Source organism: Amycolatopsis endophytica, assembly GCF_013410405.1.
Lineage (GTDB): Bacteria > Actinomycetota > Actinomycetes > Mycobacteriales > Pseudonocardiaceae > Amycolatopsis_E > Amycolatopsis_E endophytica.
Genome location: NZ_JACCFK010000001.1, coordinates 4,962,339 through 4,986,815, shown reverse-complemented (window position 1 = coordinate 4,986,815; position 24,477 = coordinate 4,962,339). Strand labels below are relative to the sequence as shown.

21 protein-coding genes are annotated in these 24,477 nt (G+C 71.1%); 17 read left to right on the top strand and 4 right to left on the bottom strand.

What is annotated here, in order from left to right; genetic code table 11:
• Positions 1 to 13: 13 nt before the first annotated feature.
• The 4 genes from HNR02_RS24570 to HNR02_RS24555 are packed head-to-tail and all read right to left on the bottom strand — an operon-like array spanning position 14 to position 3,330.
• The gene (locus HNR02_RS24570) at positions 14 to 388 is read right to left on the bottom strand and encodes a YciI family protein (RefSeq protein ID WP_218903068.1); all 375 of its coding nucleotides are present in this window, start codon (positions 386 to 388) and stop codon (positions 14 to 16) included.
• 35 nt (positions 389 to 423) lie between these two features.
• Complete coding sequence (locus HNR02_RS24565) at positions 424 to 1,524, bottom strand: alpha/beta fold hydrolase (RefSeq protein WP_179775470.1); 1,101 nt, start codon at positions 1,522 to 1,524, stop codon at positions 424 to 426.
• 29 nt (positions 1,525 to 1,553) lie between these two features.
• Positions 1,554 to 2,471: a VOC family protein gene (locus HNR02_RS24560; RefSeq protein ID WP_179775469.1), complete on the bottom strand. Its 918-nt coding sequence runs from the start codon at positions 2,469 to 2,471 to the stop codon at positions 1,554 to 1,556.
• Between the two features lie 7 nt (positions 2,472 to 2,478).
• The gene (locus HNR02_RS24555; protein ID WP_179775468.1) at positions 2,479 to 3,330 is read right to left on the bottom strand and encodes a fumarylacetoacetate hydrolase family protein; all 852 of its coding nucleotides are present in this window, start codon (positions 3,328 to 3,330) and stop codon (positions 2,479 to 2,481) included.
• A gap of 116 nt (positions 3,331 to 3,446) precedes the next feature.
• On the opposite strand from HNR02_RS24555, the gene HNR02_RS24550 reads away from it, so the two are divergent.
• From HNR02_RS24550 to HNR02_RS24470, 17 genes are all read left to right on the top strand, one after another.
• The gene (locus tag HNR02_RS24550; protein WP_179775467.1) at positions 3,447 to 4,142 is read left to right on the top strand and encodes a GntR family transcriptional regulator; all 696 of its coding nucleotides are present in this window, start codon (positions 3,447 to 3,449) and stop codon (positions 4,140 to 4,142) included.
• Positions 4,143 to 4,476: 334 nt separating this feature from the next.
• On the top strand, positions 4,477 to 5,337 hold the full coding sequence (locus tag HNR02_RS24545; RefSeq protein ID WP_179775466.1) for a methylenetetrahydrofolate reductase: 861 nt from the start codon (positions 4,477 to 4,479) through the stop codon (positions 5,335 to 5,337).
• Complete coding sequence (gene purU, locus HNR02_RS24540; RefSeq protein WP_179775465.1) at positions 5,334 to 6,188, top strand: formyltetrahydrofolate deformylase; 855 nt, start codon at positions 5,334 to 5,336, stop codon at positions 6,186 to 6,188. The genes HNR02_RS24545 and purU overlap by 4 nt, the downstream gene beginning before the upstream one ends.
• Positions 6,185 to 7,042 (top strand): dihydropteroate synthase, encoded by an 858-nt coding sequence (gene folP, locus HNR02_RS24535; protein WP_246338629.1) that lies wholly within the window; start codon positions 6,185 to 6,187, stop codon positions 7,040 to 7,042. The genes purU and folP overlap by 4 nt, the downstream gene beginning before the upstream one ends.
• 52 nt (positions 7,043 to 7,094) lie before the next feature.
• Entirely contained in the window at positions 7,095 to 8,507 is a 1,413-nt protein-coding gene (locus HNR02_RS24530; protein WP_179775464.1) for an aminomethyl transferase family protein, read from the top strand.
• A gap of 1 nt (position 8,508) precedes the next feature.
• Positions 8,509 to 9,399, top strand: coding sequence for a bifunctional methylenetetrahydrofolate dehydrogenase/methenyltetrahydrofolate cyclohydrolase FolD (gene folD, locus HNR02_RS24525; protein WP_179775463.1), 891 nt, complete (start codon positions 8,509 to 8,511; stop codon positions 9,397 to 9,399).
• A gap of 146 nt (positions 9,400 to 9,545) precedes the next feature.
• The gene (locus tag HNR02_RS24520; protein ID WP_179775462.1) at positions 9,546 to 10,820 is read left to right on the top strand and encodes a CaiB/BaiF CoA transferase family protein; all 1,275 of its coding nucleotides are present in this window, start codon (positions 9,546 to 9,548) and stop codon (positions 10,818 to 10,820) included.
• Between the two features lie 42 nt (positions 10,821 to 10,862).
• Entirely contained in the window at positions 10,863 to 12,206 is a 1,344-nt protein-coding gene (locus HNR02_RS24515) for an MFS transporter (RefSeq protein WP_179775461.1), read from the top strand.
• Complete coding sequence (locus HNR02_RS24510) at positions 12,203 to 13,321, top strand: zinc-binding dehydrogenase (protein ID WP_179775460.1); 1,119 nt, start codon at positions 12,203 to 12,205, stop codon at positions 13,319 to 13,321. The genes HNR02_RS24515 and HNR02_RS24510 overlap by 4 nt, the downstream gene beginning before the upstream one ends.
• 34 nt (positions 13,322 to 13,355) lie before the next feature.
• Positions 13,356 to 14,897, top strand: coding sequence for an aldehyde dehydrogenase (locus HNR02_RS24505; RefSeq protein ID WP_179775459.1), 1,542 nt, complete (start codon positions 13,356 to 13,358; stop codon positions 14,895 to 14,897).
• A gap of 6 nt (positions 14,898 to 14,903) precedes the next feature.
• The gene (locus tag HNR02_RS24500; RefSeq protein ID WP_179775458.1) at positions 14,904 to 15,785 is read left to right on the top strand and encodes an HpcH/HpaI aldolase/citrate lyase family protein; all 882 of its coding nucleotides are present in this window, start codon (positions 14,904 to 14,906) and stop codon (positions 15,783 to 15,785) included.
• Positions 15,782 to 16,738, top strand: a complete 957-nt coding sequence (locus tag HNR02_RS24495) for a 2-hydroxyacid dehydrogenase (RefSeq protein WP_179775457.1) — start codon at positions 15,782 to 15,784, stop codon at positions 16,736 to 16,738. The genes HNR02_RS24500 and HNR02_RS24495 overlap by 4 nt, the downstream gene beginning before the upstream one ends.
• A 20-nt stretch (positions 16,739 to 16,758) precedes the next feature.
• A complete protein-coding gene (locus HNR02_RS24490) occupies positions 16,759 to 17,433 on the top strand; it encodes a GntR family transcriptional regulator (RefSeq protein ID WP_179775456.1) in 675 nt (224 codons plus the stop codon).
• A gap of 298 nt (positions 17,434 to 17,731) precedes the next feature.
• Positions 17,732 to 19,102, top strand: a complete 1,371-nt coding sequence (locus HNR02_RS24485) for a dihydroorotase (protein ID WP_179775455.1) — start codon at positions 17,732 to 17,734, stop codon at positions 19,100 to 19,102.
• 17 nt (positions 19,103 to 19,119) lie between these two features.
• A complete protein-coding gene (locus tag HNR02_RS24480; RefSeq protein ID WP_179775454.1) occupies positions 19,120 to 20,436 on the top strand; it encodes an MFS transporter in 1,317 nt (438 codons plus the stop codon).
• Positions 20,437 to 20,450: 14 nt separating this feature from the next.
• Positions 20,451 to 22,499: a hydantoinase/oxoprolinase family protein gene (locus tag HNR02_RS24475; protein ID WP_179775453.1), complete on the top strand. Its 2,049-nt coding sequence runs from the start codon at positions 20,451 to 20,453 to the stop codon at positions 22,497 to 22,499.
• On the top strand, positions 22,496 to 24,472 hold the full coding sequence (locus tag HNR02_RS24470) for a hydantoinase B/oxoprolinase family protein (protein ID WP_179775452.1): 1,977 nt from the start codon (positions 22,496 to 22,498) through the stop codon (positions 24,470 to 24,472). Before HNR02_RS24475 ends, HNR02_RS24470 begins: the two co-directional genes overlap by 4 nt.
• Positions 24,473 to 24,477: the final 5 nt, after the last annotated feature.

Sequence of the window (24,477 nt, the reverse complement as noted above, 5' to 3'; positions counted from 1 at the left end):
CCCGTCATTCAGGTTACGGTGACCGGGTGGTGCTGCCCTCGTTCAGGCACCACGCCCTGATCTCGAACCGCCGCGCCCCGCGCGCGTGCATCGGATCGGCCTCGGCCATCCGGGTGGCCTCGTCGAGGTCCGCGGCGCGGTAGACGAACACGCCCTCGCCGTTCCACTCGGCCCCGTCCGCGGAGGCCAGCGGGCCCGCCGCGAACATCACGCCGCTGTCCTCCAGGCGCTTCTGGTAGGGCAGGTGCTCCGCCAGCGCCGCCTCGACCGGTCCGAACCCGTCGACGGGTGTGGAGCGGACCAGGAACAGCTGCTCGGCGTGCAGGCCGAGCCCGCGGGAGCGCTCCATCAGCCCCGCCCAGGTCATGCCGTCGATGTCAGTGCTCATCGGATACTCCTCGTCGCGAAGGTGGGCCAGGGTGGTCAGTTCTCGCCGTCCAGGAAACCGCGGATGACCTCCGCCGCCTCCGCCGGAGCCTCGAACGGCCAGAAGTGACCGGCGTCCAGCAGGTGCAGCCCGCTGCCCTCCGGCAGCATCGCCAGCACGGCGGGGTCGCGGTAGAACTCGTACGGCTGGCCGGGGTCGTCCCTGCCCTGCAGGAGCAGCACCGGGCAGCGCCAGGCGGGCATCAGGCGGGTGCGGCGCTCCACCCACTCCTGCCGGAAGGACGAGGAGTTGAAGTAGCGGGGAACGGCGGTGTTGATGCCGGGGTAGGAGAACTCCGCGATGGTGCGGACGAGGAGTTCGTCGTCGACCGGTTTCGCCCCGAGGGCCGTGTAGGCGACGATCGTGGTGGTGCGGGCGTCCTCCAGCACGAACGGGGCGGTGGGCGCGGTGAACATCAGCTCCTGGGGGTGCAGGGTGGGGTGCAGGTGCCACAGGTGCTGCTGGCCCCGGCCGTAGCGGACGACCCGGTCCGGCACCTTGGCGACCAGGTGATCCGCGGGCGGCGTTCCGCGGTCGTGGGTGACGAGGCTGAAGCGGTCGACGCCGATCGTGTCCAGCAAGGCGATGAGCTGGTCGGCGACACCTTCCTGCCGGTAGTCGCCGGTGCGCTTGCCGGACTGGCCGTAGCCCTTGAGATCGACGGCGATGCAGCGGTACCGGTCGGAGATGGCCGCCATCACCAGGTGCCACTGGAACCAGGAGTCCGGCACGCCGTGCAGGAAGATCACCGGCTCGGCGTCGGCGGGCCCGCTCTCGACGTAGTGCCACCGCACGGTCTCCCCGTCGCCGGGTGCGTCGGTGAAGTGGTGGGTGAACGCGGTGCCTGCCAGCACTTCGACCTCGCCGTCGGCGGAGGGCTGGGGCGCGGTGGTTCGCGGGATGGCCGCCAGGCGGCGGGCGATCGCACCGATCGGGGCCTCCGCGTCGAAGAAGTCATCCGGGGCGGCGATCATCTTCGGCAGCAGTTGTGGTAGCTCCTGCCACATCGCCGCCACCGCGGCCAGGTGCCCGGCCACCCGCGCGGGTGGCTCGGTCCAGCCGTCCTGTACGGGGGCGCTGGTGGGCGTGGACGTCATTGTCGTGCTCCTTTTTCGATGCCGAGAGGTCAGTGCGGCGCGTGCGCCCCGGTCATGACCGCCGCCAGATCCTCGGGCGCGAGGAACGACGGTGGCGGCGGCGGGCCCCACGAGAACAGCGCTCGTGTTCCTTCGAACGTGCCCGGCTTCCAGAGCGCGTCGTCGACGATGCAGTCGAGGTCGGAGTAGTACTCGGAGAAGTTGCCCGCCGGATCCTTGAGGTACCAGAAGAAGTTCGAACCGATGTGATGCCTGCCCAGCCCCCACACGTGCCTGCCCGGGTCGGCGGCGAGCATGGCGCTCGCTCCCCTGCCGACCTCGTCGACGTCGTCGACCTGCCAGGAGGTGTGGTGCAGGAAGTCGACCGGCGCCTGCTGCACCAGCAGGTTGTGGTGGTCGGTGGAACACCGCAGGAAAGCCGCCATGCCGGGAACGACATCGGAGACCTTGAACCCGATTCCTTCGGTGAAGAAGCGCTGGGTCGCCGCGGCGTCGGTCGAACCCAGCACGACGTGGCCGAGTTTGCGGGGGCGCACCGCTTCCTCGCGCAGGACGCCGGGGGCGCGCACGTCGGGCCGTTGCGGGTTCCCGGGGAAGTTGTAGGGCGTCGAAACCGGCTCCTGGCTGATCCGGCCGGAGATGGTGACGGTGGTGCGGATCCCCGAGATCGGCTCCACCGCCGTCACGTGGTCGCCGCCGTCGAGCGGGTCGAGATCGAGCGCGCGCAGCCGGCTGAGGATCCGGTCGAGGTCATCGCGGTCGTCGGCGCCGACATCGATGCCGAGCAGGCGGCGGCGCGGTGCGTGCTCGATCCGCAACTGCTCGCCACCGTCGGTGGTGGCCAGGCCGTGGCCGGCGGGAGTGAGACCGAACTCGGTGTAGTAGGCGCGGGTCTGCTCGACGTTGGGCACGCCGATGGTGACGCGGGTCAATCGGTGCAGGGGCATGGCGCTCTCATTTCGCGACGCAGATCTGACGCAGGCCACCGAGGCCCGCGATGGTGGTTTCCACGATGTCACCGGGCCGGAGGAATCGCCGCGGCTCCCGTGCCGCGCCCACCCCGGCGGGCGTTCCGGTGAAGATGACGTCGCCCGGCGTCAGGGTCACCACCGAGGACAGGAACTCGATCAGCTCGGGGACCCCGAAGATCATGTCACCGGTACGTCCGTGCTGGACGGTCTCACCGTTGACCGTGCACCGCACCTCCAGGTCGTCGAGGCGCGGCAGCGCGTCCGGCGTCACCAGCCACGGCCCTTGCGGGGCGAACCCGGGATGGGACTTGCCGAGCGAGAACTGCGGAGCCGGCCCGGCGAGCTGGAGCGTGCGCTCGGAGTAGTCCTGGCCCACGGTCAGCCCGGCGACGTGGCTCCACGCCCGCGCCGCCGGTACCTGCCGCGCGGTCCGTCCGATCACCACGACCAGTTCCGCTTCCCAGTCCACGGTGTCCGCGGGCAGGACCAGTTCGCCCTCCGGGCCGGTGAAGGAGGAGACGAACTTGGTGAAGGTGGGCGGGACCTCGGGGTGGGCCAGACCGGACTCGTCGGCGTGGTCGCGGTAGTTCAGGCCGATGGCAAACACCTGCCGCGGTGCGGGCGACGGGGCCTCGAGCTCGTCCCGCCGCACGGGCCGGGCGTGCTCGCGGCCGAGTCCGGCGGTCGCGGCCCACTCCGTGAACGCCTGCCAGTTCTCGTAGATCAGCTGGATACCGGGACCGAACCGGCCCTCACTCGCCTTGGCCACGTCGATGGCGAGCTCCCCGCCCTCCTCGACCATGACCGCGCGACCATCCATCGATCCGAGACGCATTCGGATTCCCCTTTCCGCGACGGCGTCGCCGCGACACCACTAGACCGCGGCCATTTCGAAATGTCAAGATAATCTCGCAATTTAACCCTGACTGCGAGCCATGGCAGGATCGTCCCGTGAACGGCACAGCCAGTACCCGCGCGGACGCCGTGTTCCGCGTCCTGCGCCATGACATCCTCCGCGGCCGGTTCGAGCCGGGGCAGAAGCTCCGGCTCGCCGAGCTGCAGAGCCGGTACGACGTCAGCAGCGGCGTCCTGCGCGAAGTGCTGCCCCGCCTGGCCGAGCAGGGGCTCGCGACGGCCACCGCGCAGCAGGGCTACCGCGTCGTGACCGTCTCCGAGTCCGGCCTCCGCGACCTCACCGACGCCCGGGTCGCGCTCGAGCCGCTGGTGGCCCGCATGGCCACCGAACGCGGGGACGTCGAGTACGAGGGCGCCGTGCTCGCGGCCCACCACGCGCTCGCCCGCGCCCCGCTCACCGGCGAGGACGGCGATGTGAGCGAGGACTGGATCAGCCGCCACGAAACCTTTCACCACACGGTGCTGCAGGGCTGCGGCAACAGCCATCTCCTCGATGCCGCCGAACGACTGCGCAGGATCTCCGCGGTCTACCGCTACTGGTCGGCCGGGGAGACCGAACGGGTCCACCGCGATCTCGCGGCGGAGCACCGGGCGATCTGCGAGGCCGCCGTGGCGCGGGACGGGGAGGCCGTGGCCACCCTGCTCGCCGAGCACATCGAGCTGACCACCCGGCTGTTGCTGCAGAGTACGGGGCGGCGCACCGCCGGAGCGGAGCAGGCCACAGCCGGGTGAGGACGCGCCCACCTCAGCCCGCCGCGCCCGTTCGCACCGTCACGGTCACCTCCGCGTCGGCGATCGCCACCGAAGAGGCCGCTCGTGAGCGCGCGGCCGGTGCGAGCCGCGTCCCGGTCGAGCCACACCCGTGCGGAGTCTTCCCGCGGGAGAGCCGCTGAGCGAAGTGGACGGGTCCGGAAAGCGAACCCGCGCACAATGGGCGAGCTGCCGCGCGGGCCCGCCCGCGAAGAGTTCGCCAGTCGGCCCCGACCCGTTCGCCTGGTGGCTCGCCGCCACCTTCCGGCGTCCCTAGCGTTGCTGGTCATCGCACACCCGACCGAGAGGACGCCGGATGACCGCCGAGCAGCCTGCCACTCCCCCGGGTACCGCCCAGCGGCTTCTCCAGTTGCTGGACGAAGCCACGCTGGAGGTCATTCCCCTGAAGGGCGCGCAGGAGCAGATCCTGCGCACGTCCGAGAAGGCCACCGTCGCGGTGACCTGTTCCCCCAAGTTCGGCCTCAGCCGCACCCTCGAGCACTGCACGGTGGCCGCGAACGCCGGACGGCGGGTCGTACCCCACCTCGCGGCGCGCATGGTCCGCGACCACGCGTCGCTGCGGGATTTCGTGCGCCAGGTCGCCGATCTGGGGGTGACCGACCTGTACGTGATCGGCGGCGACGCCGAGACTCCCGCCGGCAAGTACCACGAGGCCGCCGAACTGCTCGACGACCTGGCGGCGATGGAGCACCCGTTCACCCGGATCGGCGTCGGGTGCTACCCCGAGGGCCATCCGCACATCGACGACGACCGCCTCTGGGAAGCACTGCTGCGCAAGCAGAGCCACGCCACCTATCTGGTCAGCCAGATGTGCTTCGACGCCACGGCGTTCACGTCGTGGCTGACGCAGGCGCGAGCGCGGGGCGTGACGCTGCCGGTCCGCGTCGGCGTTTCCGGGCCGGTGAAGCTCGCCAAGCTCACCGAACTGTCGCTGCGCATCGGAGTCGGCCAGTCGCTGCGCTTCCTCGGCAAGCAGCACGGCCTGGTCGGCAACGTCCTCATGGGACGGACCTACGATCCGGCTCCGTTCCTGCGAGCGGTTCTGGCCGGCCAGCCGGGGCGGGGCGATGACGTCGAAGGGCTGCACGTCTTCACGTTCAACCAGGTCGCGGCCTGTCAGGACTGGCTCGACACCCAGCGGGGGGCCCGGGCATGAGCGCGGTCGTGCTGACACTGTCCTGCCCCGACCGTCCCGGGATCGTCCGGGCGGTGTCGACCTTCGTGACCGGGCAGGACCTCAACATCGTCGAAAGCCACCAGTTCTGCGAACGCGGCGCGGGCCGGTTCTACCTACGGATCGCCGCCGAAACCCTGACCGGCCAGGAGCCGGACGTCGACACACTCCGCGCCCGTTTCGCGGACGTCGCCCGGTCGTTCGGCATGGACTGGCGGATGGACGACGCCGGCCGCAGGCCCCGCGTGCTGATCATGGTCAGCAAGTTCGGGCACTGCCTCAACGACCTGCTGTACCGGGTGCGCACCGGCCAGCTGCACGCGGAGGTCGTCGCCGTCGTGTCCAACCACCCCGACTGGCGAAGCCTCGTCGAGGTGGCGGGCATCCCCTTCGTGCACCTTCCCGTCGAAGCCGCGTCCAAGGCCGACGCCGAGGACAAGCTGCTGCAGATCGTCGAGGAGCAGCAGGTCGAGCTGGTGGTTCTCGCCCGGTACATGCAAATCCTGTCCGCGCAGCTGTGCGAACGCCTGCGGGGCCGGGTGATCAACATCCATCACTCGATGCTGCCCAGCTTCAAGGGGGCCCGCCCCTACCACCAGGCATACGACCGGGGCGTGAAGCTGGTCGGTGCCACCGCGCACTACGCCACGGCGGACCTCGACGAGGGACCGATCATCGAGCAGGAAGTGCAGCGGGTGGACCACGCGATGGACGCCGCCGCCGTCGCCGCGCTCGGCCGCGACACCGAATGCCTGGCACTGGCTCGCGCGGTGCGCTACCACCTCGAAAACCGGGTGCTGGTGCACGGGCACAAGACGGTCGTCCTGAAATGACCGCGCGGCTGGACGGCACACCGGTTCCGGCTCCGGCGCTCGCCGGAGCCGGAACCGGGCGCCCGCGCGTCATGGGAATTCTCAACGTGAGCCCCGATTCCTTCTCCGACGGCGGAGCGCACCGCGGCACGGCCGAGGCCATCCGGCACGGCGAGACCATGGCCGCGCAGGGCGCGGACTGGATCGACGTCGGCGGCGAGTCGACGCGGCCCGGAGCACGGCGCCCCAGCATGGCCACCGAGCTCGCGCGCGTGCTGCCCGTCGTCCGCGGCCTGGCACGACGAGGTATCCGCGTCTCGGTCGACACGATGCGGGCCGAGGTCGCCCGCCGTGCCGTCGACGCGGGCGCCCGCATGGTCAACGACGTCAGTGGCGGACTCGCCGACCCGGCGATGCTCCCGGCGGTCGCCGGGCTCGGCACCCCCTATGTCCTGACGCACTGGCGATCCAGCCAGGTTCCCGAGCACCGGAGCGAGACCTACCCCGACGTGGCCGCGGACGTCGCCGCCGAGCTGCACGAGCGGGCGCGCACCGCGATCGGCGCCGGTATCGAACCGCAGCGGATCATCGTGGACCCCGGCATCGGGTTCTCCAAGAACCCGGGCCAGTCGTGGCGTCTGCTCGGGCGCATCCAGGCGATCCGCGATCTCGGTTTCCCCGTTCTGGTCGGCGCCAGCCGGAAACGGCTGCTCACCGAGGTGTCCGGGCCGGACACGAGTCTCGCCCGCCGCGACCTCGCGACCGCCGTGCTCAGCGCACTCCTCGCCGCGAACGGGGTCGACCTGCTGCGGGTGCACGACGTGGCCGGGAACCTGCTCGCGCTGGAGGTCGAACAACGCCTGCGCGGCGGGTGACCAGCACACCACATCAACGATTGTCCGTTTTTCGCACAGGAAGGGCCCGGTCATGCCCGCACACGTTCAGTCCCTGCAGGATCTGCTCGACCGCAACCCCGACCTCGTCGGGTACTTCTACCACGACAGCCCGGGGCTCAACACCCGCGCGCAGGCCGGGCGGTTCCCGATTCCCGCCGAGTTCTCGAACTGGCGTGACGAACAGATCGCGTGGCGCGAGTCAGCGGTGCTGTTCAACCAGACCCACCACATGCCCGAGCTGTTCGTGACCGGGCCGGACGCCCGCGCGCTGCTGAACCGGGTCGGCGTCAACAGTTTCGCCAACCTCGCACCGGGACGGGCCAAGCAGTTCGTCGGGTGCACGCCGGAGGGCTACGTGATCGGCGACTGCATCCTCTACCCGCACGGTGACGACAGCTACGAACTCGTCAGCAGCATGCCGTTGCTGAACTGGATCGAGTACCAGGCGGGTATCGGCGGCTGGAAGGTCGACCTCGTCAGGGACAACAACACGGCCGAGAACACCAGCGGCCGCCGGACCCGGTTCCGCTACCAGCTCGACGGACCGCACGCGGCGGCCATCTTCGAGAAGGCCGCCGGCGCGCCCATCCCCGATCCCGGACTTTTCCGCACCTTCACCACCAGTGTCGCGGGCGTCGAGCTGCTCGTGCTCCGCCACGGCATGGCGGGGCGCCACAAGGCGTACGAGATCAGTGGCCCCTACGCCGCTGAGAAGATCGTGCACGAGGCCCTGCTGCGTGCCGGCGAGGAATTCGGGCTCGTCCAGGGCGGTATGACGGCCTATTACAGCGCTACCCAGGAGTCGGGCTGGATCGCGGGCCCGGTGCCGGCCATCTACACCAGTGCGGCGCTGCGCGAGTACCGGGAATGGCTGCCCGCGGACGGCTGGGAGGGGCGGTGGCAGCTGGCGGGCAGCTTCCGCGGCGACAGTATCGCGGACTACTACACGACACCGTTCGACCTCGGCTACGGCAAGATCGTCACATTCGACCACGACTTCATCGGCAGGGAAGCACTCGAGCGCATGGACCCGGGCGCGGCACGCCGCAAGGTCACGCTCGTCTGGAACCGCGACGACGTACTGGCGGTCCTCGGTTCCCTGCTGGAGGAGGGCACCCCGGCGAAGTTCATCGACTTCCCGCTCGCCGATTACGCGACGCTCGGGCAACGTGACCAAGTGCTGGCCGACGGAGAACCGGCCGGGCTCTCGACCTTCTGCGGCTACTCGGCCAACGAGCGCCGCATGCTCTCCCTCGCGATGGTCGACCCCGCGCACGCCGAACCGGGAACCGAGGTCGTCGTGCTGTGGGGCGAGCCCGGTGGTGGGTCGCGCAAGCCCAGGGTGGAGCGGCACCGGCAGGTGGAGGTGCGGGCGACGGTGGCCCCGGTTCCCTTCGCCTACTCCGCGTGGTCCACCGGCGGCACGAACGCGCTGGGCCGCTGAGGTGACCGCCCGCCTCATCGACGGTGACGCGATCTCCCGTCGCATCCGGGAGGAGCTGGCCGTCCGCGTGCGACGGCTGCGCGCGCGTTCCGGCGTGGTGCCAGGGCTCGCGGTCCTGCTGGCCGGTGACGACCCCGCGTCGCACGTCTACGTCCGCAACAAGCAACGGGCGTGCGCGCGGGCCGGGATCTCCTCGGTCCGGTACGACCTGCCCGCCACGGTCACCACGGCCGAGCTGGTGGAGCTGATCGGCAACCTCAACCACCGCGACGATGTCCACGGCATCCTCGTTCAGCTCCCCCTGCCCCCGCAGGTGCAGGTCCGGCGGGTGCTGGAGGCCATCGACATGGGCAAGGACGTGGACGGGTTCCACCCCGCCAACGTCGGCGGAGTGGTGGTGGGCGAGCCGCTCTTCCCGCCCTGCACGCCCTCCGGGGTGCTGGAACTGCTCGCCCACGAGGACATCGAGGTCGCCGGGCGGAACGTGGTCGTCGTCGGGGCCAGCAACATCGTGGGCAAGCCGCTGAGCCTGATGCTCGTCAACCACGACGCCACCGTGTCGATCTGCCATGCCAAGACCCGCGACCTCGCCCAGTTCACGCGGCTGGCGGACATCCTCGTCGTCGCCGCGGGCGTGCCCGGTCTCGTCACGGCCGACATGGTGCGCGAGGGCGCGGTCGTCATCGACGTCGGGATCAACCGGGAGCCCGGCAGCCGCCGGATCGTCGGCGACGTCGACTTCGAAGGAGTCCGGCGGAAGGCGTCGTACCTCACGCCGGTGCCGGGCGGGGTGGGCCCCATGACGGTCACCATGCTGTTGCAGAACACCGTCACCGCCGCCGAGCGGAGCCACTCCGCTGCGGTTGACCGGCAGATGTCCCACCCGGCCTGACCTGCATCGCGCACACCGGACGGTCGTCACCGGCGGACGCGGCGCCAGTGGCGTCCGCCGGTGACCACGCGGCCGCCGGGTCGAGCGCGGGAACGCCCTCCGGGGCGAGGTTGCCATGGTTCCCCCCGTCGGCTACATTTTATCAAATGTTTGACACGATCCCTTCCGATCGGCTCCCGCTCAGTGGCGTGCGCGTGGTCGATGCCGCCACGATCTACGCGGGACCGATGATCACGACGCTGCTGGGCGACTTCGGCGCCGACGTGATCAAGGTCGAGCACCCGCGCGGCGACGGCTTGCGCTCCTGGGCCTGGCACAAGGACGGCGAATCGTTGTGGTGGGCGCTCGTCGGGCGCAACAAGCGGGACATCACCCTGGCGCTGTCCGATCCGCGCGGGGCGGATCTGCTGCGCCGGCTGCTGTCGGAGACCGACGTCTTCGTCGAGAACTTCCGGCCGGGCACGCTCGAACGGTGGGGGCTCGATCCGGAGGAACTGCTGCGCATCAACCCGCGCCTGGTCGTGGTCCGGGTGTCCGGCTTCGGCCAGACCGGCCCGTACCGAGCCCGGCCGGGGTTCGGCACCCTCGCCGAAGCCATGTCCGGGTTCGCCGACACCAACGGACCCGAGGACGGCCCTCCGGTGCTCCCGCAGTGGCCACTGGCGGACGGCGTCGCTGCGCTCGCCGGTGCGTTCGCCGCGATGACGGCGTTGCGCCACGCGGAACGCACCGGGGAGGGGCAGGTCGTCGACCTGTCCATCTACGAGCCGTTGTTCTGGATCCTCGGCGCGCAGGTGTCCGCCTACGACCAGCTCGGCCTGGTACCCCGACGTCAGGGCAGCCGCACCGACTTCAACGTCCCGCGGGGCTGCTACCAGACCCGTGACGGGCGCTGGGTCGCGCTCTCCGGCGCCACCACGTCCATGGCGCGGCGCATCCTGCGTGCCGTCCAACGGGACGACCTCGCCGAAGCGCCGTGGTTCGCCGACATCACCGGCAGGTTCGCGCACCGCGACGAGATCGACGAAGCGATCGCGGCCTGGGTGGGGGCACGGGACAACGACGAAGTGCTCGCGACCTTCGAGGCGCTCGGCGCCACCGTCGGCCCGGTGTACTCCATCGCCGACATCGCCTCGGATCCGCACTTCGCCGAACGGGGCAGCACCACCACCGTCGACCACCCGCGTCTGGGACCGTTGCGCATGCAGGGACTCATCGCGAACCTCACCCGCACCCCTGGTCGTGTGCACGGCACCGGCCCCGCGCTGGGCGAACACAACGACGAGATCCTGCTCGACCAGCTGGGCTGCTCGCGTGAGGAGTTCGAGCGCCTGGTGGCCGACGGCGTGGTCGGCAGGGCCGCGGACCCCGGGCCACACCCGGAGTCCCCCACCGGCACCGGCTCCCTGCGCGCGGGCTGACCCGCGCTCCCACTCATCTCAACGACGAGAGGACCTGCCACCATGTCCACGTCCACTCCCCCGGATCCACGGCTGATCCGGCGTGTCGCCCTGGCCAGCAGCGTCGGCACGATGCTCGAGTACTACGACTTCTACCTCTACGGCGCGCTGTCCGCGACGATCTTCGGCAAGCTGTTCTTCCACAGCAGCGATCCGGCGATCGGCACGCTGCTGGCACTGGCGACGTTCGGGGTGGGCTTCGTCGCCCGTCCGCTCGGCGGCATCATCGCCGGGCACTTCGGCGACCGCGTCGGCCGCAAGTCCGTGCTGATCGTCACGCTGGCCCTGATGGGCGCCTCCACGGTCGGGGTCGGGCTGCTGCCCACCTACGACTCGATCGGCACCGGTGCCCCGCTGCTGCTGGTCGTTCTGCGGGTGCTGCAGGGCCTGGCACACGGGGGTGAGTGGGGCGGTGCGGCGATCATGACCGTCGAGCACGCTCCCCGTGGCCGCCGCGCCTTCTACGGCACCTGGCCGCAGATGGGGGTCTACGCCGGCATCGTCGTGTCCAACCTCGTCCTCGGCGCGTTCATGCTGCTTCCCGACGCCCAGTTCCAGTCGTGGGGCTGGCGGGTTCCCTTCCTGCTGGGGTTCGTCCTCGTGATCGTCGGGATCTACCTGCGCCGCTCGATCACCGAATCCCCCGAGTTCGAGAAGACGGTCAGCAGCCGCGAGACGGCGAGGGTGCCGGTCGTGGAGGCGCTGCGCACCAACGGGCGCGGTATTTTCGTCACGTTCGGCGCCAAGGCCGCCGAGACCGGCACCTTCTACCTGATCACCGTCTTCGCGCTGACGCTGGCCAGCCGCGACTCGGGGCCCGGCGAGACGGCCGCACTCAACGGCGTCCTGGTCGCCAGCCTCGTCTCGATCGTCACCGTCGGCCTGTTCGGCGTCCTGTCCGACCGGCTGGGGCGGCAGCCGGTGTACGCGTTCGGCGCGGCGTTCATGGCGGTCTTCGCGTTCCCGTTCTTCTGGCTCGCCGGCACCGGCTCGACCGCCGCGCTGTGGCTCGCGCTGATCGTGGGTCTGGCCATCGGCCACGCCTCCATGTACGGCGCCCAGACCCTCTACTTCTCCGAACTGTTCGACGCGCGAGTCCGCTACAGCGGCGCCTCACTCGGCTACCAGCTCGGCGCCGCGCTGATCGGCGGATTCACCCCGCTCATCGCGTCCGCGCTCATGTTGCGCGCGGACGGGGAACCGTGGCCGGTCGCCGTCTACATCGTCGGCCTGTGCCTGCTGACCCTGCTCGTGGTCGGGATCTGGGGCCAGGTTCGCACGCGCGCGTCGGCCTCCCCCGCCCCGAGTACCTCCCCCACCGATTCCGACAAGGAGATCCGAGCATGACCGGTACCGGCGTCATCCCCGAACACACCCGCGCGGCGGTCGTCCGCGCGTTCGGCGAGCCGATCACGATCGAGGAGGTCGCGGTACCGCCTTCCGTCGAGGCGGGCGGCTTGCTCGTCGAAGTCGTGGCCTGCTCGCTGTGCGGCACGGACGTGCACTGCTGGGAAGGGTCGCTGGCGCTGGACATCCGGCTCCCGCTGATCCTCGGGCACGAGATGGTCGGCCGGATCGTCGCCATCGGCGAGGGCGCCGGCCACGACTCCGTGGGGCAGCGGCTGCGAGTCGGGGACCGGGTGATCTGGACGCACGCGTTCTGCGGACGGTGCCGGATGTGCACCGCCAAGCGACCGGCGATGTGCCTCAACCGGAAGGCCTATGGCCACGTCTCGCTGCAGGACTGGCCCTACCTCATGGGCGGGTTCGCCCAGCACGCCTACGTCCTTCCCGGCGCGGGCCGCGTGCGGGTCCCCGACTCGGTTCCCGACGCGCTGGCCAGCATGGCCAGCTGCGCGCTGCGCTCGGTGGTCAACGCCGTCGAGCAGGCCGGGCGCGTCGGACCCGAGCACACGGTGGTGGTGCAGGGCGCCGGGCCGTTGGGCATCCTCGCGACCGGGCTGTTCGCGCGCGCGGGCGCCGGACGCGTGGTCACGATCGGCGCGCCCGCCGCCCGCCTCGAACTCGCCGGCGCGTTCGGCGCCGACGAGGTGATCTCGCTGGAGGACACGCCCGATCCCGCCGAGCGGCTGGCCAGGGTGCACGAAGCGACCGACGGCCGCGGCGCGGACCTCGTCGCCGAGTTCTCCGGGCACCCGGCTGCCTTCGCCGAAGGCATCGACCTGGCCGCACAGGGCGGGCGCTACGTCGTGGTCGGCCAGCTCGGTGCCGGCACCACCGCGATCGCACCGGGCACCATCACGAAGAAGAACCTCAGCGTGATCGGCTCGTTCTCCGGCGACGTGTCGCATTACCACAAGGCGCTCACGGTCCTGGACCGTTATGCGCGCCACCTGCCGTTCGACCGGCTGATCAGTGGCCGGTACCCGCTCGAGGACGTCAACACGGTGATCACCCGGATGCAGGCGTTCCAGGAGATCAAGCCGGTCCTGCTGCCCTGACCGATCACACCGACCTTTCGGAGGAAGACACCTGATGACCGCTCAAGCTCCCGTCGCGTCCGGTACCGGCCTCGTCGGTGCGCTCGCCGACACCGGGCACGGCGCGCCCGTGGCGTTGCCCATGTTCGTCGACGGGCAGTGGATCGACGCCGCCGACGGCGCCACGTTCGATTCCCGTGAACCGCGCAACGGCAGCGTCTGGGCCACGCTGCCCCGCTCGTCCGCCGCCGACGTGGACCGGGCGGTGACGGCCGCTCGCCGGGCACTGACCGGAACCTGGTCGCGGGTCAGCGCGGCCGACCGGGCACGCTTCCTGATCCGCATCGCCGGGATCGTCGACCAGCACCGTGACGAGCTCGCCACCATCGAGTCCCGCGACAACGGCAAGCCGCTGCGCGAGGTGCGGGCCGAGATCGACGCGATCGTGCGCTACTTCGAGTACTTCGCGGGTGTGTGCCAGACAGTGCTCGGGGAAACCCACCCGCAAGCCGCCTCGGCCTTCAGCTACACGCGGCGGGAGCCGGTCGGCGTGGTCGGCGCGATCGTGCCGTGGAACTCGCCCCTGCTCATGCTCGCCTGGAAGCTCAGCCCGGCGCTCGCCGGTGGCAACACCATCGTGCTCAAACCCGCCGAGGAGACATCGGTCTCCTCGATCGCCTTCGCCCACCTGATCGCCGACGCCGGGCTGCCGGACGGGGTCTTCAACGTGGTGACCGGGTTCGGGGAGTCAGCGGGCGCCGCGCTGGTGGCCCACCCGCGGGTGGACAAGATCGCGTTCACCGGTTCCACCGAGGTGGGCAGGCAGATCGCCGCCACCGCCGCGAGCGATCTCAAGCTGGTGACGTTCGAACTCGGCGGGAAATCACCCACGGTGATCTTCGCCGACGCCGACCTCGACGCGGCGGTGCACCGCACGGCGTACGGCATCTTCTCCGCCGCGGGCCAGACCTGCCAGGCCGCGTCCCGGATCCTCGTCCAGGACTCCGTGCACGACGAGTTCCTCGACCGCTTCACCGCGCTCGCCCGGCGCATCCGGGTCGGCGACCCGCTGGCGGAGACGACGCAGATGGGGGCGCAGATTTCCGCGCAGCACCGCGACAAGATCGCGGGTTACGTGGACAGCGGCACCCGGGAGGGCGCGACGCTGGTCTGCGGCGGTGACCGTCCCGCCGACCCCGCGCTGGCGGAGGGCTACTACTTCACGCCGACCGTGCTCGACGGTGTGGACAACACGATGCGGATGATGCGGGAGGAGATCTTCGGGCCGGTCACCGGTGTGCTGTCCTTCACTGACGAGGCCGACGCGCTGGCGAAGGCGAACGACACCGAGTACGGGCTCGCCGGATCGGTGTGGACGCGGGACATCGCCAGGGCGCACCGGGTGGCCGCGGGAATCGAAGCGGGGCTGATCTGGGTCAACACCACCCGGACCATCAACCACCTCGTCCCCTTCGGCGGCTACAAGCAGTCCGGTTACGGCCGGGAAGGCGGGCTGCAGGTGATGGAGCACTACACCAGGGTCAAGTCGGTGTGGGTGGACATGCAGGACGAGCTGCCGAACTGGTACGAGGACTGAGCGCCGGTGGAACTCACGAGGACACCCCGCACCCTGTTGTTCGTGCCGGGCGACCGGCCGGACCGGATTCCCAAGGCCGCGGCGGCGGGCGCGGACGCGATCGCGATCGACCTCGAGGACGCGGTCGCGGCGTCCCGCAAGGACACCGCGCGGTCCACCGCGGCAACCGCGATCGGGTCGCTGCCACCCGGCGGCCCGCTCGTCACCGTGCGGATCAACGGTGCGGGCACGGGGCTCGCGGAGGCCGACATCGACGCGCTCGAACCGGTGCTGTCACGCATCGGCCTCGTGATCGTGCCGATGTGCTCCGGCCCCGACGACGTGCGTACCGTGGCCACCCTGCTCGATCGCGCCGAGCGGCACGCGCACCGGGAACAGGGCATCACCGGGATCGTGCCGCTCGTCGAGACGGCCGCGGGCATTTTCGCGGTCCGCGAGCTGGCCCTCGCCGACCGGGTGCGGACGCTCGCGTTCGGTCCCGCGGACCTGTCCCGCGAGCTCGGCGTGACGCCGACCGCCGGCGGGCGGGAACTGTTCGTCGCACGCTCGCAGCTGGTTCTCGCCGCCGCGGCGGCGGGACTGGCGCGGCCGATCGACGGGCCGCACCTCGACCTGTCCGACGACGACGGCCTCGCGGCCTCCGCCGCCCACGCGCGCTCGCTGGGATTCGGCGGCAAACAGGTGCTGCACCCCAGCCAGGTTGCCGCCGTCGCGGCGGCCTTCGCGCCGACCGAGCAGGAGCTGTTCTGGGCACGACGCGTCGACGAGGCATTCCGGGCCGCCGAAGCCGGTGGCGTCTCGTCGATCCAGCTCGACGACGGCGAATTCGTCGACTACCCGATCGCGCGCCGCGCCCGCGCGCTGCTGGCCGAGGCAGGGCGATCATGACCGCGCCCCGGATCGTCGTCACCCGCGCACTCCCGGAGGAGGTGCTGCGACCGCTGCGGTCGGCAGGGTCGGTCTGGGTCTCCCCGCACGACCGGCCACTGACACCCGAAGAGCTGCGCGAGGCCGTGCGCGACGCCGACGCCGTCATCAGCATGCTCTCCGACCGGATCGACGACACCGTGCTGGACGCGGCGGGAAGCCGCTTGCGGATCGTCGCGAACACCGCCGTCGGGTACGACAACGTCGACGTGCCTGCCCTCGCCCGCCGCGGCGTGGTCGCGACCAACACCCCGGGCGTGCTGGTCGACGCGACCGCCGATCTGACGATGGCGCTGCTGCTCGCGGTCACGCGGCGGGTGGCCGAAGGCGACCGGCTGGTGCGGTCCGGTACGGCGTGGTCGTGGGACATCTCGTTCCTGCTGGGTACCGGAATCCAGGGCAAGCAGCTGGGGATCATCGGCTACGGCCACATCGGCAAGGCCGTGGCCACCAGGGCGGCGGCCTTCGGCATGCGGGTGGTCCACCATTCACGCCGCAGGGCACCCGGCACGAACGCGGTCTCCCTCGACGAGCTTCTGGCCACCTCGGACGTCGTCTCGCTGCACTGCCCGCTGACCACCGATACCCGGCACCTGATCGACGCCGGTGCCCTACACGCGATGAAACGCGGCGCCTTCCTGATCAACACCGCGCGTGGTCCGGTCGTCGACGAGGCCGCGCTCGCGGACGCCCTTGCCGGAGGCGGCATCGCCGGGGCCGGTCTGGACGTCTACGAGCACGAACCGCAGGTCCACGAACGGCTGCGCACGCTCGACAACGTCGTGCTGGCCCCGCACCTCGGCTCGGCGACCGTCGAGACACGCACCCGGATGGCCCAGCTCGCGGCCGAGAACGTGGTCGCCGTGCTCTCCGGCGGGCAGGCACCGACACCGATCTCGGTACTGTCCTGCTGAGGACAGTGGAAAGGGGTTCGATGGCGGCGAAACGGGAACGTGGCTCGGCGACGAAGGCCGAGGAGGCTTTCAACGCGATCCGGTGGCAGATCGAACGCGGCACGTTGCCGGGTGGGGCCAAGCTGACGCTGCAGAGTCTCTCGGACGGGTTGCAGATGAGCCTGACGCCCATCCGCGAGGCGCTCCGCATGCTGCAGGCGCACGGTCTCGTCGAGTACCGGCCCCACCATGGCCACGTCGTGACCCGGTACTCGATCCCCCGCGCCGAAGAGATCTACCTGCTCCGCGAGACCCTCGAACCGCTGGCCACCAAGCTGGCCGCGGAGCGGGCCAGCGACCGGGAACTGGAGGAGATACAGGGCCTGCACGCCGAGTTCCGGGCCGCGGCCGAGAAGGAGGACGGCGAGCAGGGCGTGGTCGTGGATCTCAACGCGCTGTGGCACCGCGCGGTGTACGAGGCGGCGCATTCGGCCTTCCTCGACGAGTTCATCGACCGGCTGTGGACGGGCGTGCCGTACCAGGCGATCTGGTTCATCCACCGGCGTCACCGCTCGGTGCTCGACCACCAGGTGGTCACCGACGCGCTCTGCGGCCACCAGCCGACGGCCGCGGCCGCGGCGATGCTGGACCACATCGAACGGGGCAAGAAGGCCACCATCGATCACCTGCGCGCGATCGGTGCCCCGGAAAGCTGAACGCCACGGCACCGGTGCCGGTTCCGGCGTCCGCGGTGGTCCGGGACGGCTTCCGGCTTGCCACCCGGCTACCGGACGACCGGTGAGCGATCGTGCGCAACGCCCCCCGGTGGACGTCCGGTGACGATGCGCCCGCGGGGGCGAGCACCAGGCAAGAGGGGAAGGACCACGCGCCGGCGACGCCGGCGGCGACCGGCGGCGACCGTGCGCCGCGGATCGCGGAACGGGCCGCTGTCCGATTCTCGATTTCCGAGAACACGATTCCGCCAGCCGCCCACGGCTGCCGATACTGCCGCGCATGCCGGTTGACATGCTGATCCGAGGCGGAACGATCGTCACGCCGACGAGCGAAGAACACGGAAACGTGATCGTCGGCGACGGACAGATCCTCGACATCCTGCCCACCGACGGGACGCTGCCCGAAGCCGCCACCGTGGTCGACGCCACGGGACTGCACGTGCTGCCGGGGCTCGTCGACCCCGACGTCAACTTCCGTGATCCCGGTCTGGAGTACAAGGAAACCTGGGCGACCGGGGCACGCTCCGCCGTCTGTGGCGGCTTCACGACCGTCATGGTCATGCCGAACACCGGCTCGCCCGTGCGCGACCCGGAAAGCTGGCACGCCCAGCGCGAGACCGGCGATCGGGCGGCGTGGTGCAACTACGCGCTCAAAGCCGTCGTCGTCCCGGAGAACCTGGGCAGACTCAAGGAACTGGCGGATCTCGGCGCGATCGGGTTCCGGTTCTCCATGGCGGGCAAGGCCGGTGTGGTCGATCCGCTGGACGACGGGCAGATCCTCGACGCCTTCACCGAGATCGCCGCGCTGGGCATGCGGTGCGGGGTGCACGCGGAGAACGCCGGTATCGTCCGGCGTCGCACCGCGGCCCTGCGGGAGGCGGGCGACACCTCCCCGCTCGCCCTCACCGCGGCCCGCCCCCCGATGGCCGAGCTGGAGGCGACGCAGCGGGCGATCCTGTTCGCCCGCGCCGCCGGGGTGGACCTGGCGCTGTACCACGTGTCCGCGGGCGAGGTGGTCGATCTGCTCACCAGGGTCCGCCAGGACGCGGACATCGACGTGGTCGCCGAGACCAGCCCGCACTACGCCCTCATGGAGGCCTCCCGGATGGCGGAGGAGTTCGGCCCGATGATGGCGATGAACCCGCCGATCCGGCCCGCCCCGCACCCCGGCCGCGTGCTCGCGGCGCTGCACGAGGGCGTCATCGACGTGCTCGGCTCCGACCATTCCCCGCACACCTTCGCCGAGAAGAACTACCACCACCGCGACGCGCCGATCCTGTCCACCACCCCCGGATGGCCCGGCGTGGAGACCAGCGTGCCGGTGATGTTGAGCGCGGTGAACGAAGGCAGGCTCGGGTTGCGGGAATACGTGGCGCGCCAGGCGGAACAACCGGCACGGGCGTGGGGGCTCTACCCGGCGAAGGGGCGCCTCGGCCGCGGTGCCGACGCCGACCTGACGATCGTCGACCTCGACCGTCCGGGCCGGGTGGACCAGACGCGGCTGCACACGCTGAACAAGCTCACCACCTGGCACGGGTGGCCGCTGACCGCCGCCGTCGCCTGCACGATCGTGGGAGGCCGCGTCGTCGCACGCGACGGCGAACTGACCGCCCGGGAGCCCTCCGGCCGGTTCGTCCGGCCACTCCCCTGACTCCTCCGGAGGCCCTGATGAGTGGACCCGACCTGTCGCGGCTGGACCACGAGCCCGTACGGGAAGCGCCCGCCCGAGCCCGCCGCCGGGCCGTGGCCGCGGCCACGCTCGGCAACGTCATCGAGTGGTACGACTTCGCGATCTACGGTCTGTTCGCCAAGGTGCTCGCGGCGAACTTCTTCCCCGCGGCGGACCCGGCGGCCGGTCTGCTCGCGACGTTCGCCGTGTTCGCGGTGTCCTTCGGGGTACGGCCGCTGGGGGCGTTCGTCTTCGGCTACTACGGCGACCGCTACGGCCGCAGCCGGGCGCTCGCCGCCACGGTCGTGCTGATGGGTGTGGGCACCACCCTCATCGGCGTGCTGCCGACCTACCATTCACTGGGCCTGGCCGCGACGGTCCTGCTCGTGCTCTGCCGGGTGCTGCAGGGCCTGTCCGCCGGCGGCGAGTGGTCCGGCTCGTCGACGTTCCTGGTGGAGTACGCCCCGCGGGGCAGGCGCGGGTTCTTCGGCAGCTTCGTCCAGTTCGGCTCCTCGGCGGGCTCGCTGATCGGCTCTCTCGTCGGTGCCCTCATCGGCGCGCTGGCCTCGGAGGAGGCGCTCTACGACGGACTGTGGCGCATCCCCTTCATCCTCGGTGGACTGATCGGCGCGTTCGGCCTGTTCCTGCGCTGGAAACTGGAGGACACCCCGGAGTTCCGCAAGCTCGCCGAATCCGGTGCGGTGGCCGCGGCACCGGTGCGCGGGGCGTTCGCCGACCAGTGGCGGCAGGGGCTCAAGGCGATCGGCTTCACCATGGCCTACACGGTGTGCGTGTACATCACGCTGACCTACATGCCGACGTTCGTCAGCAGCACCACGCACATCGATCTGACCGGGGCGTTGTTCCTCAACGCCGTCCAGATCGCGGTCATGATGACCCTGCTGCCGGTGTTCGGCCTGCTGTCGGACCGGGTGGGCAGGCGGCCGGTGTTGCTCGTGTTCTGCGCGCTGTGCGTGCTGGTGCCGGTCCCGCTGTTCCTGCTGCTGTCGCAGGGCACGGTCGGCACCGTGATCGCCGCGCAGTGCCTGCTCGCGGTGATGGTCGCGATGATCGGTGGGGCCGGGCCGGCGGCGACGGCCGAGCTGTTCCCCACCGGGACCCGCTACACCTCGTTCGGAATCAGCTACAACATCGCGGTGGCGGCTTTCGGCGGGACCGCGCCGTTCATCTCCACGTTCCTCATCGACGCCAGCGGCAGCTCGATCTCGCCCGCCTTCTACATGGTCCTGGCCGGGCTCGTGTCCGGGCTGACCGTGCTGTTCGCGATGCGCGAGACGGCCCACCGGCCGCTGTGACGAAAGGACACCCTGTGCACACACCACGTTTCCGGCTGGGCATCGACATCGGGGGCACCTTCACCGACCTGTCAGTGCTCGACGAGACCACCGGCGAGCGGATCGAGTTCAAGACCCCGACAGTGCCCGACGCGCCCGCGCGGGGAGTGGAGAACGGGCTGCGGCAGTTGGCCGACCTCGGGGTCGAGCCCGCCGGCATCGGCTACTTCGTGCACGGCACCACGATCGCGCTCAACGCGCTCATCCAGCGCCGCGGCGCCCGGGTGGCACTGCTGGTCACGGAGGGCTTCCGCGATGTGCTCGAACAGGCCCGCCTGCGCATCCCCATCCCGTACGACTTCTACGCCCACCGCACGGTCCCGCTCGTACCACGCGAACGGGTACTGCCCGTGCACGAGCGCACCGGGCCCGCGGGACCGCTCCTGCCGCTCGACGACACGGAATGCCGTCGGGTCGCCGGCCAGATCGGCGCGCTGGAGCCCGATGCCGTCGTGATCGCGCTTCTGCACTCCTACGCCCATCCCGCGCACGAACGGCGGCTCGCGGAGCACCTGCGTACCGCGTTCCCCGGACTGCCCGTGTTCGCCTCGGCGGAGGTCTGGCCCCAGATGCGCGAGTACGAGCGGACGATGGTCGCGGTGATGAACGCCTTCGTCCAGCCCACGCTCTCGGCCTACCTGTCCGAACTGGAGTCGGCACTGGCCGCGGCGGGTGTCACCGTGCGCCCCTACATCACGCGCTCCAACGGCGGCATCATGACCGTCGGCTCGGCGAAGGACCGTCCCATCGACACCCTGCTGTCGGGACCCGCTTCGGGGGTGACCGGCGCGGTCGAGGCCGCCGCGGCCTCGGGCCTGCGCGACCTCGTGACGCTCGACATGGGCGGCACGTCCGCCGACGTGTCCATTGTCGAACACGGCGTGCCCGAGCTGTCCCGCGCGGAGGAGATCGAAGACCTGCCGGTCATCGTGCCCGCCATCGGGATCAGCGCGATCGGCGCGGGCGGGGGCTCGATCGCGTGGATCGACTCCGTGGGCGTGCTGCGAGTCGGTCCCGACTCGGCCGGCGCCGTGCCCGGTCCCGCCGGGTACGGGCTCGGCGGCACCCGCCCCGCGTTGTCCGACGCGTTCCTGGAAGCGGGATACCTCAACCCCGGCGCGTTCGCGGGCAAGGCCAGACTCGACGTGGACGCCGCGCGCACCGCGCTCGCCACCCTCGCCGGGCCACTGGGGCTGGACACCGCGCAGACCGCCGAAGCCGTCATCAAGGTCGCCGTGGCGAACATGTACACCGAACTGTCCGGAGTGGTCGAACGACGCGGTATCGACCCCCGCGATTTCACGCTCGTCGCGTTCGGCGGGGCCGGGCCCGTTGTGGCGGCCCTGCTGGCCGGGGAGATGCGGTTCGCCAGGGTGCTGGTCCCGCTGTCACCGGGCACGTTGTGCGCCCGGGGCGCGCTGGGCGCGCCGGTCATGAGCGACTTCGTGCGGTCGGTGCCGTGGGCCCTGGCCGAGGCGCCGCCCACGGACCTCCCCGCGCAGCTGGGCCGGCTGCGCGCGGAGGCGCGGGAGTGGATCACCGAGCAGGCACCCGCCTCGGCCGGCCACCGGCTCACGTGGTCCGCCTCCTGCCGCTACGTGGGACAGGCCCACGAAATCGACCTGCCGGTCGAACCGGAGTGGCTCGCGGCCGAGGGCGCCCCGCACCTCGCGAAGGCGTTCCACGACCGGCACCGGCAGCTGTTCTCGCACGCCGACCCGGACGCGCCGGTCGAGCTGATCGAGATCAGGGCCCGGGTGACGGGCGACCAGCCGGCCGCGGTGGAAACGCCGGAGCCCTCGCCGCGCGACGGCGAGCTCACCGCGTTCACGACCCGTGCGATCCTCGTCGACGGCACCCGGCACGAGGCCCGCTGCTATCGCAGGGCCGACCTGCGGGACGGCGACGTGCTCGGCGGGCCCGCGATCGTCGAGCAGAGCGACACCACCGTGCTCGTCCCGCCCGGCTGGCTGGCACGCACCGACCACGCCCGCAACCTCCTCCTCGAAGGGCCCAGCGCATGAGCGACCGCATCGAGACCGACCGGGTCACCCTCGGCATCCTCAAAAGCCATTTCGTCGCCGCCGCCGAGAGCATGTGCCATACGCTCGAACGCACCGCGCACTCCACGTTCATCAAGGAATCGGCCGACTACTCGGCCGCCATCGCCACCCCGGCCGGCGAGATCTTCGCCTTTCCCCGCAACCTCGGCGTCACCTCCTTCGTCGGGCTCAACCTCGCCACCGCGCTGAGCGCCTTCGACGACTACGAACCCGGCGACATCGTCATCACCAACGACCCCTACGCCACCGACGGCCTGGCCAGCCACCTGCCCGACATCCACATGCTCAAGCCCGTATTCGCCGAGGGCGAGATCGTCGCCGTCGCCTGGTGCTTCATCCACTGCTCGGACGTCGGCGGCCTCGTGCCGGCCAGCATCTCGCCGGACGCGTACGACATCAGCCAGGAGGGCATGCGCATCCCACCGCGCAAGCTGTACCGCGCCGGTGAGCTCGACCGCGAGTTCCTCGACCTGTTCCTCGCCAACTGCCGCACGCCCGAGGAGAACTGGGGGGACTTCAAAGCGATGATCGCCAGCCTCGGCACCGCCGAGCGGCGGGTGCACGAACTGGTCGCCAAGTACGGCCGGGACGTGATCGTCCGGGCGAGCGAGGACGTGCTCACATGGACGGAGCAGTCGGTGCGGGAGCAGATCACGACACTGCCCGACGGCGACTTCACGTTCGCCGACTACATCGACTCCGATTCCGACGGGCTGCCCGTGCGCATCCAGGTGACACTGCGCATTCGCGGTGACGAGATCGTGCTCGACTACGACGGGACCGATCCGCAGGTCGGCAACGCCTACAACGTGCCGGCGTTCGGGCCGAGGCATCCCTTCCTGTGCCAGGGTCTGATCAACTTCTTCCTGTCGCACGACCCGTCGATGCCCGTGACCGGCGGGGTCGTGCGGCCGCTGACCAACAGGACCCGGCCGGGCACCGTCGTGTCCCCGTTGTTCCCCGCCGCCGTGGGCGTCCGCTACGCCACCGCGCACCGGATCTACAACGTGGTGCTCGGCGCGCTCGCGGGGGCGGTGCCCGACCGGGTTCCCGCGGCGGGCGCCGGCCAGGCCGCCATCGTCGCGATGTCCGTGCCCGATCCCGAGACCGGCCGGCGACGGGTGTCCGTGTTGCAGCCGATGTTCGGCGGCGGCGGCGCCACCCATCGCACCGACGGCGTCGCCGGGGCCGACTCGTGTGCGGGATACCTGAAGAACACGCCGATCGAGAGTATGGAAACCACCGTGCCGGTGCTGGCCCGCCGCTACGAGCTGGTGCCGGACTCCGCGGGTGCCGGCGCGCGGCGCGGCGGCTGGGGCGCGCGGTTCGACTTCGAGGTGCTCCGCCCGGACACCATCGTCACCGCACGCGGTATGGAGCGCACCAGGTTCGCGCCGTGGGGCGCCCACGGCGGGCAGGCCGCATCGCTGACCTCCAGCGTCGTCAACGAGGGCACGCCGGGCGAACGGCGGCTCGGCCGGATCGGCGTGCTGCACCTGGACCGTGGCGACACCGTCGGCATCCAGGCTTCCGGAGGCGGCGGGTACGGCGACCCTCTCGACCGCGACCCGGAAGCGGTGCGGGAGGACGTGCTCACGGGCCTGCTGGCGCCCGCGCGCGCGACCGAGGACTACGGCGTGGTGCTCGACGGCACGACGGTCGACGCCGAGGCGACCGTGCGTGAACGGGCGCGGCGCCGGAAGGCGACGCCGGGCTTCGACCTCGGCCGCGAGCGAACCGAGCACGAGCGGCTGTGGCCGGAGGAGACGGCCGCGCTCGTCGCGCGGCGCCTGCTGACGTGCCCGGCCGCACTGCGTCCCGTCCTCAAGCGCGAGCTGCACCGGCTGGCACGCGAACAGGATGCCCCGCTGACGCCGGAACAGGTGGACACCACGCTGGCGGGACCGGAAGGTAACGTCGCGGGCACCCCCTGAGCACG